The organism is Nocardiopsis terrae (assembly GCF_014651695.1).
In the GTDB taxonomy this organism is placed as follows: domain Bacteria; phylum Actinomycetota; class Actinomycetes; order Streptosporangiales; family Streptosporangiaceae; genus Nocardiopsis; species Nocardiopsis terrae.
In genome coordinates, this window is sequence record NZ_BMXJ01000006.1 from 462,029 (window position 1) to 474,988 (window position 12,960).

Sequence of the window (12,960 nt, forward strand, 5' to 3'; positions counted from 1 at the left end):
GCTAGATGTCGTAGTAGAGCTCGAACTCGCGCGGGTGCGGGCGCAGACGCAGGGAGTCGATCTCCTCGGTGCGCTTGAAGTCGATGTAGGTCTCGATCAGGTCCTTGGTGAAGACACCGCCCTCGAGCAGGAACTCGTGGTCGGCCTCCAGGGCCAGCAGGGCCTCGTCCAGGGACGCGGGAACCGTCTCGATGGCCGCGGCCTCGGCCGGGGGCAGCTCGTAGAGGTCCTTGTCGACCGGCTCCGGCGGCTCGATCTTGTTCTTGATGCCGTCCAGGCCCGCCATCAGCATGGCGGAGAAGGCCAGGTAGGGGTTGGCCGACGGGTCCGGCACGCGGAACTCGATGCGCTTGGCCTTGGGGTTGGAACCGGTGAGCGGCAGGCGGATGCAGGCCGAACGGTTCCGCTGGCTGTAGACCAGGTTGATCGGGGCCTCGTAGCCCGGCACCAGGCGGTGGAAGGAGTTCACCGTCGGGTTGGTGAAGGCCAGCAGCGCCGAGGCGTGCTTGAGCAGGCCGCCGATGTAGTGGCGGGCCGTGTCGGAGAGCTGGCCGTAACCGGACTCGTCGAAGAACAGCGGCGCGCCGTCCTTCCACAGGCTCTGGTGGCAGTGCATGCCGGAGCCGTTGTCGCCGAAGAGGGGCTTGGGCATGAACGTGGCGGTCTTGCCCGCCTCGTTGGCGACGTTCTTGACGATGTACTTGTACAGCTGCACCTTGTCGGCCTGGTGGAGCAGCGTGCCGAACTTGATGCCGATCTCGGCCTGGCCGGCGGTACCGACCTCGTGGTGCTGGAGCTCGACCTCGATGCCGGAGTCCATGAGGGTCTGCACCATGTCGGAGCGCAGGTCGCTGTAGTGGTCGACCGGCTCGACGGGGAAGTAGCCGCCCTTGAAGCGCGGACGGTAGCCGCGGTTGCCGCCCTCGATCGCGGAGCCGGTGTTCCAGGCGCCCTCGATGGAGTCGATCTCGTAGTAGCCGGTGTTCGCACGCGTCTCGAACTTGACGTCGTCGAAGATGTAGAACTCGGCCTCGGGGCCGAAGAAGGCGGTGTCGGCCACGCCCGAGCCCTTGAGGTAGGCCTCGGCCTTGCGGGCGACGTTACGCGGGTCGCGGCTGTAGGACTCCAGCGTGAGCGGGTCGTGGACGAAGAACGTCATGTTCAGCGTCTTGTGCTTGCGGAACGGGTCCAGGACGCCGGTGCTCAGGTCGGGGAGCAGCAGCATGTCCGACTCGTGGATGGCCTGGAAGCCGCGGATCGACGAGCCGTCGAACATCTGGCCGTCGGTGAACGTGGACTCGTCCACGTTCTGGACCGGGAGGGTAACGTGGTTGACGCCTCCGAACAGGTCCGTGAACCGGACGTCGAGGAACTTGACGTCCTCGTCTCGGATGTAGGCGAGAACCTCGTCGACGCTGCTGAACAAAACGGAACCTCCGTGCAGGTGGCTGAGACGGTGGGTTCGTGATCCGCTCCATCGCGAACATGTCGAACCACACGCCGTCTCCCGGCTTCGCTATCGAAGCTAGGAGCGCGTGATTTCCACGCCATGTCTCGATTGTTTCCTGCATGTTACGGAGCTGGGTGTTTTCGCAGACCAATGCTGCTGACCCGGTGATTCCGCCTGTTTGAGGGGCAAACCGGGGCGCATCCGCCGTCCGGAGTGACCGTGGACACGCAGGCCCCCGGCCCAGGTCACAGTGCTCGTACGGACCCGCGCGCGGGGGGTCGTTCCGGGCCGATACCGTGAAAAGCATGAGTGACGAGAGCCGGAGCGGTGCCTCCGCGGCCACCGAGGACGACTTCCGCTACCGGGGCAACCGGCTCGGCCTGCCCGAGAGCGGTACCGGTTCGGTCCCCGGGGTCATCCGGCGCCTGGTCGGCCTCGCCCTGGACTGGGGTATCGCCGCGATGCTGGTGTGGGTCGCCGTCAACCTCGGCCTGATCGGTCAGGAACTGGCCGCGGCCGCGGCCGCGGGCGGCGACGAGGAGGCCCTCGCCCTGAGCAACTTCACCGCCCTGTCCACCCTGGTGGTCTTCGCGGCGATGAACATCCTGCTGCTGACACTGTTCGGTACAACGATCGGACGGCGGATCGTCGGCGTGGGGATCGCGGCCACGGGGGAGCGCTCCTGGCCCTGGTTCGTGTCGATGACCGTGCGCACCGTCCTGTTGTGCCTGGTGATCCCGGCGGTGGTCTACGACCGTGACACCCGGGGCCTGCACGACCGGGCCGCGGGCACCGTGGCGTCCCGCTACTGAGCGACCACCGACGGTTCGGTCGCCAGTCCCGCGCGCGCCGCGCGCGTGCGTACCCCGCGCAAGCTGCTGTTAGCATCCGTTCACGGCATTGTGCAGGGGACCGCGACCCTCGCAGGCGGCGTTCCCTCCCCGCCCGGGTGAGAGCACGCACGGAACAGCCTCGGCCGCCCTGACCCCGCCACCCAAGGTCTCACCGCACCCTCCGAAGGTTCGCATGGCTGGAAAACGCTCCGCCCCCCACACCTCCGGCGTCCTCAGCGTCGCCCGACTGTCCGCCGGACAGTGGATCGCCTGTGTGGTGACCGCTCTGGCCATCATCGCGAGCCTCGGCAGCTACGGCTGGTACCAGGGCCTGGTCGGCAACATCACGACGACCCAGGTCGACACCGACGCCTGGGACCGGCCGACGAGCGTCGAGGGGGTCATGAACCTCCTCATCATCGGCTCCGACGTCCGCTCCGGTGAGAACGCCGAGTACGGGGAGGCCGAGGGGGCACGGCCCGACACGATGCTCATCGCGAGCATCGACGTGGACGACGGCGCGGCCACTCTGGTGAACCTGCCCCGCGACCTCATGGTCGACCTGCCCGGCTGCGAGGCGGTGGAGGGCTACCAGGGCATGAGCCCCCAGCAGGGCATGATCAACTCCGCGATGACCTTCGGCGGGGTGGGCTGCCAGTGGAACGCGGTCGAGCAGGTCACCGGTGTGCACCTGGACCACTTCGTCATGATGGACTTCACGGGCTTCAAGGACATGGTCGACGCCATCGGCGGTGTGGAGATGTGCGTCCCCGAGCCGATCGACGATCCCAAGGCGCACCTGGAGCTGGACGCCGGACTCCAGACCCTGGACGGTGAGGACTCGCTGGGCTTCGTGCGCTCCCGTTACGCCCAGGGCGACGGCAGCGACCTGTCGCGGATCGACCGCCAGCAGGAGTTCATGGGGGCCATGCTGCGCGAGGTCCTCAGCAGCGAGGTCATGACCAGCCCCGTCACCGTCACGAACTTCCTCGGGGCCGTCACCGACTCGATCAGCACCGACGACGACCTGACCGTCGAGACCATGACGGACATCGCCATCTCCATGCGCGAGGTGGACCTGGAGCGGGTCCAGTTCGTCACGGTCCCCAACGGCGCCCACCCCGACGACAACAACCGCATCATGATGAGCGAGCCCGCCGCCTCGGAGCTGTTCGAGGCGATCAACACGGGCGCGGACCTGGCTCCCGGATCCGGCGAGGACGGGGACGAGGAGTCCGACAGCGCGGAGGAGAGCCCGGTCGAGCCCTCCGACGTCTCGGTCGAGGTGCTGAACAACACCGGTATCGACGGCCTCGCCCTGGAGATCCAGTCGGTCCTCGTACAGGAGGGCTACGTGGTCACCGGGGTCGGCAACCCGGAACTGCGCGCCCCCGACGCCACCACGGTCTACCACGGGCCGGACGACGCGGCCGCGGCCGAACTGCTCGCCGGTTCCCTCACCAACGCCCGGACCGAGGAGGTCCAGGGCCTGGAACAGACCCTCGAACTGGTCGCCGGGTCCGACTGGAACGGGTTCGGCGGCGACTCCTCCGAGACCGACCTGTCCATCACCGAGGACCTCGGCGGCGTCACCGCCGAGCCCGAGGAGAAGAGCGCCTGCTAGGCCATGACAGCCAGGGTGCGTTCGGCTGACCGTTCCGGTCCACCGGACGTTCCGGCGGGTCCCCGAGGGGCCCGCCGGTTTTTCTTTTCCGCTGGTATCGGCGGGTTTTCCCGGGGGAGTGTTCGCCGTTGTCCCGGGCGAAGCCGTTCGCACGGGGGCGGTCCTGCTATGCTCGCCCGGTCCGAACCAGAATGGGATTCTTCTTCGTTCTGTGTGGATTTATTCTGCACGGACCACACCCCTTTCCGGAACGGACCGAGCCCTTTCCGGAGGGCTTCCCCCCTTCCCAGGATCACCCTCCCCCAGCGGAGATCCCACCGTGCGCAAACTTGCTCCAAGAACCAGGACACTGGCCACACTCGTCGTGGTGTGTGTCCTGGCGTCGGCGTGTGCCTTCGCGGCGACCGTTCTCGTCCGCTCCCCGCAGCAGCGGGCAGCCGAGGCCTCACCCCCGCCGCCCAGCACCCTGACCGCCGCCGGTGCCGACGCCGAGCTGCGGGAGGACGCACGGTCCCCGGTACCAGGCGCTGACGAGGAGATGGACGAGCTCTTCGCGCTGCCGATCCACGCCTACGTGTTCACCACCGTGGAGGAGACCACGCTCCGCAACGCCCACGAGATCCTCGTCGAGGAGTGCATGCGCGATCTCGGTTTCTCCTTCACCCGGGGCGAGCCGCAGGAGGTCGACCCGGTCTCGGTCGCGGCCTTCGGACCACACCACAACTACCCGGGGCGTTGGCACGTCGACGCCGAGTACGCCGCCGAGAACGGTTTCTCGCACCCGGAGGAGCTGTTGGCGCAGGACGAGGACGCGGAGGTCGGGGGCCGTGATCCCCGCATCGGCCACCAGGGCAGCACCTACGACGCGGCAGAGGCGGCCCTGTGGGGTTTTCCCGAGGACACGGCGACCCCGTCGGGTGATCCCGTCCCGGAGTGGGGCTGCCATGGGCGGGCCGAGAGCGAGATCGACGAGGGCGTCCGGCACATCGGGGTGGAGCAGGCGAAGGCCGGTGAGGTCGCCGTCCCCATGGGACAGAACTCCGCGGCCACGGAGGTCTCGAACGACTCCCAGGTGGAGGCTGCGGCGGACCAGCGGGTGCTGGACGCCGAGGGCGACTGGCGGGAGTGCATGGCCGACGCGGGGTACCCCGGTGAGGATCCGGACACGGTGGGTTCCGGCAAGGAGACCCGGGTGGCCACCGACGACACCGAGGCGGCCGTGCGCAACGTGGAGTGCCGGGAGGAGTCGGACCTGACGCAGACCTACCTGGACGTGCTCGCACAGATCCAGGAGCGCGGCATCGCGGCGAACGAGGCGGCTCTGCGGGAACGGTCGGAGGAGCTGGAGCGGGCCCTGGAACGCGCGGTGGAACTCACCGGGGGATGATCGGGCACGGGGCCGGCTCTGCCTTTCCCGAAAGGCACGGGGCGGGCGGCCTCCTCCTTTTCCGAAGCCTGGCGGCGTCGGCCCCGCGCTGCCTTTCGACGCCTTTGTGCTCCGAGGGAAGCCGGGGAATTTTCGGATTTCCCGCTGTGGGGCGGGTACGGCCCGGCGGGCGAAGGGAATTCCGCCCTGCCGGGTCCTTCTTCCTGCGCTTCGGACGCCGATCGTACTCGGGTCTCCCCGAACGGGGTTGCGACGTTCTGCTCGGGGCGGGTGCCGGGGTTCCCCTCGCCCCACAGCGCGAGCGGAGCCGTCGGCCGTCGTCTGACACGTCGTGACCGTTCCGGTAGCATCCGGGTGGTTACGTCCTAGTATCCGCGCGGTGGTCCCCTCCCGCCGCGGTGCTCCCCTCACGGGCGGACACCCCTCTCGTGCCCCGTATCGGATCGCAGGTGCCCTCTTGGCCCCAAGAAACGTGTCTACGGCCGTCGACGCCGTCAGGATGACCCTCGGCAAGTGGGTGGCGTGCGGCATGACCGGCGTGGTCATCGCCGCGAGCCTGGTCGCCTACACCGGTTACCAGGACATCCTCGGTATCGAGACCGCCGAGGTCGATCCGGACAGCTGGGGCGACCGCCCGGCCCAGGTCGAGGGGCTGCACAACATCCTGCTCCTGGGCACCGACAAGCGCACCGAGGAGAACGCCTCCTACAGCGAGGCCAACGGCATCCGCCCGGACGTCCTGATCCTGGCCAGCATCGACGCGGACGGGGGCGGTGTGACGATGGTCAACCTGCCCCGCGACACCATGGTCGACATCCCGCCGTGCGAGGCCGGCGAGGACAGCGAGGGCTGGAGCGGCGGGGTCGACCAGCTCAACCACGCGATGGCCTACGGCGGTATGGACTGCCAGGGGAAGACGGTGGAGGCGATCACCGACATCCACCTGGACCACATCGTCATGGTGGACTTCGCGGGATTCCAGAACATCGTGAACACCCTCGGCGGCATCGAGATGTGCGTTCCGAAGCCGATCGACGACCCCAAGGCCGACCTGAAGCTGGACGCCGGAGAGCAGACGCTCAACGGCGAGCAGGCCCTGGGACTGGCCCGGTCCAGGGCCAGCACGGAGAACGGCAGCGACCTGGAGCGGATCGAGAACCAGCAGCGCATGATGGGCGCCATCCTGCGCGAGGTCACCAGTGGTGACGTCATGTCCAAGCCCAGCACCGTATACGGGTTCCTCGAGGCGGTCAGCGACAGCCTGGTGACCGACAGCAACTTCTCCACGGAGAAGATGGGCGAACTGGCCATCGCCATGCGCGAGGTCGACCTGAGTCGGATGAACATGGTCACCGTCCCTGTCGTGGAGTATCCGCCCAACGACAACAAGGTCCAGTTCAACGAGCCCGACGCGGGGGAGTTCTTCGCCGCGGTGTCCGCGGGCGAGCTGACCGGGGACGAGGAGGCCGAGGGGGAGTCCGAGGAGGCGGAGGAGAGCGTCGAACCCTCCGAGGTGTCCCTGCGGCTGCTCAACAACACCACCACGAACGGGTTGGGAGCCCAGGTCGGGCCGCTGCTGGAGGCCGAGGGCTTCGTCGTCACCGAGATCGCCAACCCCGGGGTGCGTACCCCCGACGCCACCACCGTCTACCACGGTCCCGACCGGGCGGAGCACGCCGAACTCCTCGCCTCAGCCCTGGACAACGCCCAGGTGGTCGAGGAGCCCTCCTTGGGCGAGGACCTCGAACTGGTCATGGGCCGGACCGACTGGGAGGGCCTGGCCGACGACGAGCCCCTGGACGCGGAGGACGGGGAGGCACTGCTGGACGAGGTCGGGGCCACCTCGGCGGCGGAGGAGGACGAGGTCAGCTGCGGCTGAGCTGAGGGCCCTTCCGGGGCGGCGGGTCCGTGGCGGACCGCCGCCCCGTTCGCGTTCCCGGGGGGGCGTCAGCCCGGGGCCTCCGAGAGGTGACAGCACAGGGCATATCGTTTATCGTTAATACCGAAAAACGATATGTTGGAGTAGTCCATGCCCCCACGCAAAGCGTTCCAGCGCCTCCTCCCGCGCTGGAGCCGTACCGACTCGGTGGTCGCGCAGGTCGTCCTGCTGCTCCTGATGGCCGGGGTCACCGCGTCCCTCCTGTACGTCCTGGTGTGGATCACGCCCCTGTCTCCGGCGGGAGGGGGCGGCTGGATGAACCAGGCCACCGTGTACCACCCCGACGGCGCCCCGGGCGGCGCCCCCGGGGTGGAGCCCGCGCGCGAGGACGTCACCGTCAGCGCTGCCGAGACCGTGGTGGTCACCTTCGACGACCCCAGCACCCGGGAACGCCTCCTCCTGGCCCTGCCGACCCTGGTCCGCCAGGTCACCAGCCTCGCCGTGGCCTTCCTGGTGCTGCGGATCGTCCAGAGCCTGAAGGCGGGGGACCCCTTCGTTCCGGCCAACGTCCGCCGCCTCTACGGCATCGCGTTCACCGTCATGGCCGCGGCTCTGGTGTGGACCGCCGTCGACGGGACCACCGCGGCCGCGCTCCAGCGCGCGGCCCTTCCGGTCGAGGGCCACGTCCTCTTCGAGGTCCGGCTGGACTCCGGGGCCGTCAGCGGCCTCCTCGTCGGATTCCTCCTGGCAGCGCTCGCCGAGGTCTTCCGGCGCGGCACCCGGATGCGCGACGACGTCGAGGGCCTGGTCTGATGCCGCCGGAGGAGGCCACCGGGATCCGGGTCCACCTGGACGGGCTGCTGGCGGAGCGGGGGATGACCCTCACCGAACTCTCCGAACGGGTGGGGGTCACGGTGGTCAACCTCTCCGTGCTCAAGAACGGCAGGGCCAAGGCGATCCGCTTCTCCACCCTGGCCGCGCTCTGCCGTGAACTGGACTGCCAGCCGGGCGACCTCATCAGCCACGAGCCGAGCCCCCGGGCCGGGCCCTGAGAGAGCCCGCACACGCGAACGGGGCCGTCACACCGGGTGTGACGGCCCCGTCGGGGAATCGGGGGGCTCAGCCTCCGGCCTTGTTGCCGCGCATTCCCTTGGGCAGCTTGGCGCCCTTGGGCATGGGGCCCTTGGGCATCTGCGTCGCGGCGGGCAGCGCCTTGAGCCGGTAGTTCAGCTCGGCGGTGTCGGACTTGTCCAGGTTGCGGGGAAGCTTGACCAGCGTCCGCTGCAGCTTGGAGACCGGGACCTGACCCTCGCCGTTGCCGACCTTGAAGTCGTAGATGGGGGTGTCCAGGGAGACGCGCGCCACGCGCTTCTTCTCCCCGGCGATCAGCCCCTTGAGGCGGCCGGGGTCGCCCTCGCCGACCAGGACGACACCGGGGCGGCCCACCACGCGGTGGACGACGTCCATCTGCTTGTTGGCGGCCACGCCGGGCTCGACCACCCAGTTGCCGCGCATGTTCTCCAGGATCGCCATGCCCGCGCCCAGCCGTCCGTCCAGCATCTTGTACTGGACCCGCTGGGCGGCACGGGTGAACATGATGAAACCGACCAGGAACGCGATCGGCAGACCGGTCAGCGGCCAGATGATCCAGGAGCCGGTCCAGATACCGATGCCGACGAAGGCGGCGAAGATCAGGACGGCGATGGTGATCGCGATCGGGATCGTGCGCGGGCTCTGTTGGTGCACGACCTTGGCGACCATGCCGATCTGCTTCAACCGGCCCGGCTGCTTCTCGCCACCCTTACCGGCGGTCGTGTTCTCGGACTTCTTCGCCATCGTGCTTTCAGGCAGCGCACACCGAGCGGATCGGCGGGGAAGGAGCTCCCTGTGCTGCCTTGCCTCCTCTTCGCGGTCGACCTACGGTGTGGCGCCTTCCGGCGCCACGAGCTGGGCGCCTGGGACCACCAGGATATGTGTCCGGCCCCGAGATGCGGAACGGTGGCCCGCGGGCCACCGTTCCAGCTTGGTCACGACTCGGGTGATTCGGCCGTTATGCGTTGCTCGTGGCCTCGGCGGCCTCGGCGTCACGCTTCTCGCGGGCCTGCTTGTACAGGGTCCCGGCCCGGTAGGACGAGCGTACGAGCGGTCCGGACATGACCCCGGCGAAGCCGATCTCCTCGGCCTCCTTGCCCAGGTCCGCGAACTCCTGCGGCTTCACCCAGCGGTCGATCGGGTGGTGCAGCTTGGAGGGGCGCAGGTACTGGGTGATGGTCAGCAGGTCACAGCCGGCCTCGTGCAGGTCGCGCATGGCCTCGCTGATCTCCTCACGGGTCTCGCCCATGCCCAGGATCAGGTTCGACTTGGTGACCAGGCCGTCCTCACGTGCCCTGGTGATCACCTCCAGGGAGCGCTCGTAGCGGAAGCCCGGACGGATCCGCCTGAAGATCCGCGGCACGGTCTCCACGTTGTGCGCCAGGACCTCGGGGCGCGAGCCGAAGACCTCGGCCAGCTGGTCGGGGTCGGCGTTGAAGTCCGGGATCAGCAGCTCGACGCCGGTGTCCGGGTTGAGCTCGTGGATCTTGCGGACCGTCTCGGCGTAGAGCCAGGCGCCGCCGTCCTCCAGGTCGTCGCGGGCCACACCGGTGACGGTGGCGTAGCGCAGCTCCATCTTCCTGACGGAGGTGGCGACCTTGGTCGGCTCCATCCTGTCCAGGGGGCTGGGCTTGCCGGTGGCGATCTGGCAGAAGTCGCAGCGCCGGGTGCACTGGTCGCCGCCGATGAGGAAGGTGGCCTCGCGGTCCTCCCAGCACTCGTAGATGTTGGGGCAGCCCGCCTCCTGGCAGACCGTGTGCAGGCCCTCACTCTTGACCAGGGACTGGAGCTCGGTGTACTCCGGCCCCATGTGCGCCTTGATCTTGATCCACGGCGGCTTTCTCTCGATCGGGGTCTCGCTGTTGCGCGCCTCCACGCGCAGCAGCTTGCGGCCCTCAGGAGCGATGGTCAACGCGAACCCGTTCCCTTCTGTACCCCTTGGCGGGGACCCTCGCGCCCCTTGTGGGGGCTGCACGTCCCGGTGGGGACTGGCTCATGGTGTGCTCTGTCATCCTCGGGCGGTGGCGCCGGAGAGCATTCCGGTGCCGTCGGTGTGGCTGTACTCCGCGGCACCGAGGACGTCGGCCAGATGCCGTTCGAGGCGCGGACGCACGTCGGTGACGGTGACGGCGCGCCCCAGTTCTTCGGTGAGCGAGGTGACCCCCGCGTCGGAGATCCCGCAGGGGACGATCCGGTCGAACCACGACATGTCATTGTCGCAGTTCAGAGCTAGACCGTGCATACCGACCCCGCGGGCGATGCGGCAGCCGATCGCGGCGATCTTGCGTTCGCTCAGCCCACGCTCCGGGTCGGCGTCCAGCCAGACCCCGGTGCGGCTCTCGACCCGCCTGCCGGTCAGGTCGTAGTCCGCGAGGGTGCGGATGACGGCCTCCTCGAGCATGCGGACGTAGGCGATCACGTCGATCGGGTCCGGCAGCCTGACGATGGGGTACACCGTGAGCTGCCCGGGCCCGTGCCAGGTGATCTTGCCGCCCCGGTCGATGTCCACCACGGGAGCACCGGGGTCGGTGATGGGACGATCCCACCTCCCGGTGCGTTTGCCCGCCGTGTACACGGGCTCGTGCTCCAGGAAGAGGACCGTGTCCGGCGCCTCATCGGCGACACGGCTCCGGTGGAGCCGCTTCTGGAGGTCCCAGCCCTGGTGGAACGGGACGGGGGTGTCGCCCAGCCATGCGTAAACGAGATCACTCACACCACCACCTTACGCCCCGGCGGGAGGGGCGGGTCTGACCAGGATGTCGGATAGCGCACTGTCGACGGTGGGCAGGACGAAGGAATACCCCGCCTCCTCCAGCCGTTGGGGCCGCGCCCTCAGGTCGATCAGAGCGGTCTCCTCCGCGAAGTCCCCCAGGGTCGCGCGCATCGCCGTCGCCGGGACCGGCAGGATCGTCGGACGTCCCAGGGCCCGGCCCAGCGCCTCGGTGAAGGCGGCGTTGCTGACCGGTTCGGGCGCGCACATGTTCACCGGCCCGGTCAGTTCGGGCCGGTCCAGCAGGAAGCGGATCGCGCCGACCTCGTCCGTCAGCGATATCCAGGTCATGTACTGGGCTCCCGAACCCAGACGGCCGCCCAGGCCGGCCCGGTACAGCGGCAGCAGCGTCCTGAGCATCCCGCCGGAGCGGGCCAGCACCACGGCCGTGCGCATGTGGGCCACGGACAGGCCGGCCTCCTCGGCGGGCCGGGTGGCCGCCTCCCAGTCCCGGCAGACCCGGGCGAGGAAGCCCTTGCCCGGAGGGCTCTCCTCGGTGGCCACCGTTCCGCCGGTGTCCCCGTAGTAGTGCATCCCGGAGGCGCTGAGCAGGCGGGGCGGGGGAGGCCGCATCCGGGCCAGGGCCCGGCAGAGGGTCCGGGTGCTGCGCACCCTGCTGCGGCGGATGACGGCTCTGCGGCGGCTGGTCCACAGGGCGGGTCCGATCGGTGCGCCCGCCAGGTGGACCACGGCGTCGGTCCCGTGGAGGGCCACGGTGTCCACCCGCCCCTGTTCGGCCCGCCACTCCGCCTCCTCCAGGCGCGGGTCCGAACCGGACCGGGGCGCCCGTCGGACCAGGTGCACCACGGAGTGGCCGTCCTCGAGCAGGGACGCCGTCAGCGCTCCGCCGATCAGTCCGCTCGCTCCCGTGATCGCCACCCTCATGACGGGGTTCTACCCGCTCCGTCCGGTTCGGACCGCGTTCGGGCCGCGTGCGGGTTTCCCGACCGGCCCGAGCCCGGGGGCGGGCCGGTCGGGGCCGGAAAGATTTCTTCGGCTTTTTCGGCGAAAGGACTGCGGGGAGCGCTCGGGTCTTCTAGGTTGAGTGTGGGACATGGAACTCCGCGTCAGCGCGGGGCTACCGTGAGCGATCCCCTGTCGGGCTGGCAGGCTCGCACTCCCGCAGACCTTTGATGATGGGGATCATCAGGGGATGGTGATTGGTGGGGTAGAAAGACGGGGCGGTGCCGTTCAGGCGCCGCCCCGTCCACCGTCGGGGCGGGCCGTGTCGGCTCAGCCCGGGTAGGGGCGGCGTGCGCGGGCCTCGCGCAGCGACAGCGCCCACCACGCCAACTGGTCCAGCATCTCCCCGACCGCGTCCTCCGCGTCCCGCAGGACCTCCGGGGCGGTCCCCTGGGTGCCGAACACGCGCTGCGCGTTGTGCAGGCTGACGGAGGTGCGCACGGTCGTGGCGTGCAACTCGGCGAAGACCGCGCGCAGCTGCTCCACGGCCCGCAGGCCGCCGGACATGCCCCCGTAGGAGACGAAGGCGACCGGCTTGGCGAACCACTCCTTGCGCGCGGAGTCGATGGCGCTCTTCAGCGGCCCCGGGTAGCCGTGGTTGTACTCCGGGGTCACCACGACGAAACCGTCCGCCGCCTCGATCCGGGACGAGAACGAACCCAGCGGTGTCCCGTGCCCGTCGCCGAGGTCGAACTCGGCCACGTCCAGCGCGTCGACGTCGACCCCCGCACGGGACGCGGCCAGGTCGAGGAACCAGCCGGAGACCACGGGGCCGGTGCGGCCGCTGACGTTGCCGCCCAGGATGACCGCGATCCGAAGGTTCTCTCGCTGCATGTGGTTCCTCGTCTTCGGCTGGCAGGACTCGGGGCGGGGTTCGGGGGGTCCTCTACCCACGTTAGGACGTCAAGTTAGGTTGAGGTCAATTCGGGGCCCGGCCACACACGGAAGCGGCCCGGGCCGGG

At 69.3% G+C, this 12,960-nt stretch carries 12 protein-coding genes; 6 read left to right on the plus strand and 6 right to left on the minus strand.

The window, feature by feature from the left end:
- Position 1: 1 nt before the first annotated feature.
- The gene (gene glnA / locus IE195_RS19230) at positions 2-1,426 is read right to left on the minus strand and encodes a type I glutamate--ammonia ligase (RefSeq protein WP_191273411.1); all 1,425 of its coding nucleotides are present in this window, start codon (positions 1,424-1,426) and stop codon (positions 2-4) included.
- 329 nt (positions 1,427-1,755) lie between these two features.
- Between glnA and IE195_RS19235 the strand changes: the two genes are divergently transcribed.
- The 6 genes from IE195_RS19235 to IE195_RS19260 all read left to right on the plus strand — a co-directional run bounded on the left by IE195_RS19235 (position 1,756) and on the right by IE195_RS19260 (position 8,225).
- Entirely contained in the window at positions 1,756-2,262 is a 507-nt protein-coding gene (locus IE195_RS19235) for an RDD family protein (protein WP_191273413.1), read from the plus strand.
- A gap of 214 nt (positions 2,263-2,476) precedes the next feature.
- On the plus strand, positions 2,477-3,907 hold the full coding sequence (locus IE195_RS19240) for an LCP family protein (protein ID WP_191273416.1): 1,431 nt from the start codon (positions 2,477-2,479) through the stop codon (positions 3,905-3,907).
- Between the two features lie 319 nt (positions 3,908-4,226).
- On the plus strand, positions 4,227-5,294 hold the full coding sequence (locus tag IE195_RS19245; RefSeq protein WP_229826303.1) for a hypothetical protein: 1,068 nt from the start codon (positions 4,227-4,229) through the stop codon (positions 5,292-5,294).
- Positions 5,295-5,766: 472 nt separating this feature from the next.
- Entirely contained in the window at positions 5,767-7,173 is a 1,407-nt protein-coding gene (locus IE195_RS19250; RefSeq protein ID WP_229826309.1) for an LCP family protein, read from the plus strand.
- A gap of 150 nt (positions 7,174-7,323) precedes the next feature.
- The gene (locus tag IE195_RS19255) at positions 7,324-7,986 is read left to right on the plus strand and encodes a DUF2975 domain-containing protein (protein ID WP_191273418.1); all 663 of its coding nucleotides are present in this window, start codon (positions 7,324-7,326) and stop codon (positions 7,984-7,986) included.
- Entirely contained in the window at positions 7,986-8,225 is a 240-nt protein-coding gene (locus IE195_RS19260; RefSeq protein WP_191273420.1) for a helix-turn-helix domain-containing protein, read from the plus strand. Before IE195_RS19255 ends, IE195_RS19260 begins: the two co-directional genes overlap by 1 nt.
- A 67-nt stretch (positions 8,226-8,292) precedes the next feature.
- Here IE195_RS19260 and IE195_RS19265 read toward each other — a convergent pair whose 3' ends face one another.
- The 5 genes from IE195_RS19265 to IE195_RS19285 form a co-directional block, all read right to left on the minus strand.
- The gene (locus tag IE195_RS19265; protein ID WP_191273421.1) at positions 8,293-9,009 is read right to left on the minus strand and encodes a DUF4191 domain-containing protein; all 717 of its coding nucleotides are present in this window, start codon (positions 9,007-9,009) and stop codon (positions 8,293-8,295) included.
- Between the two features lie 214 nt (positions 9,010-9,223).
- Complete coding sequence (lipA, locus tag IE195_RS19270; protein WP_191273423.1) at positions 9,224-10,177, minus strand: lipoyl synthase; 954 nt, start codon at positions 10,175-10,177, stop codon at positions 9,224-9,226.
- Between the two features lie 96 nt (positions 10,178-10,273).
- Complete coding sequence (lipB, locus tag IE195_RS19275; RefSeq protein WP_191273424.1) at positions 10,274-10,978, minus strand: lipoyl(octanoyl) transferase LipB; 705 nt, start codon at positions 10,976-10,978, stop codon at positions 10,274-10,276.
- A gap of 9 nt (positions 10,979-10,987) precedes the next feature.
- Positions 10,988-11,920, minus strand: a complete 933-nt coding sequence (locus IE195_RS19280; RefSeq protein WP_191273426.1) for a TIGR01777 family oxidoreductase — start codon at positions 11,918-11,920, stop codon at positions 10,988-10,990.
- 348 nt (positions 11,921-12,268) lie between these two features.
- Complete coding sequence (locus IE195_RS19285; RefSeq protein WP_191273428.1) at positions 12,269-12,832, minus strand: NADPH-dependent FMN reductase; 564 nt, start codon at positions 12,830-12,832, stop codon at positions 12,269-12,271.
- Positions 12,833-12,960: the final 128 nt, after the last annotated feature.

What these genes read in the sequence shown, in the direction of transcription:
- IE195_RS19240 (WP_191273416.1), top strand. Translation starts at nt 2,477, where the DNA reads ATGGCTGGAAAACGCTCCGCCCCCCACACCTCCGGCGTCCTCAGCGTC.
- IE195_RS19255 (WP_191273418.1), top strand. Translation starts at nt 7,324, where the DNA reads ATGCCCCCACGCAAAGCGTTCCAGCGCCTCCTCCCGCGCTGGAGCCGT.
- IE195_RS19280 (WP_191273426.1), bottom strand. Translation starts at nt 11,920, where the DNA reads ATGAGGGTGGCGATCACGGGAGCGAGCGGACTGATCGGCGGAGCGCTG.
- IE195_RS19235 (WP_191273413.1), top strand. Translation starts at nt 1,756, where the DNA reads ATGAGTGACGAGAGCCGGAGCGGTGCCTCCGCGGCCACCGAGGACGAC.
- IE195_RS19260 (WP_191273420.1), top strand. Translation starts at nt 7,986, where the DNA reads ATGCCGCCGGAGGAGGCCACCGGGATCCGGGTCCACCTGGACGGGCTG.
- IE195_RS19265 (WP_191273421.1), bottom strand. Translation starts at nt 9,009, where the DNA reads ATGGCGAAGAAGTCCGAGAACACGACCGCCGGTAAGGGTGGCGAGAAG.
- IE195_RS19285 (WP_191273428.1), bottom strand. Translation starts at nt 12,832, where the DNA reads ATGCAGCGAGAGAACCTTCGGATCGCGGTCATCCTGGGCGGCAACGTC.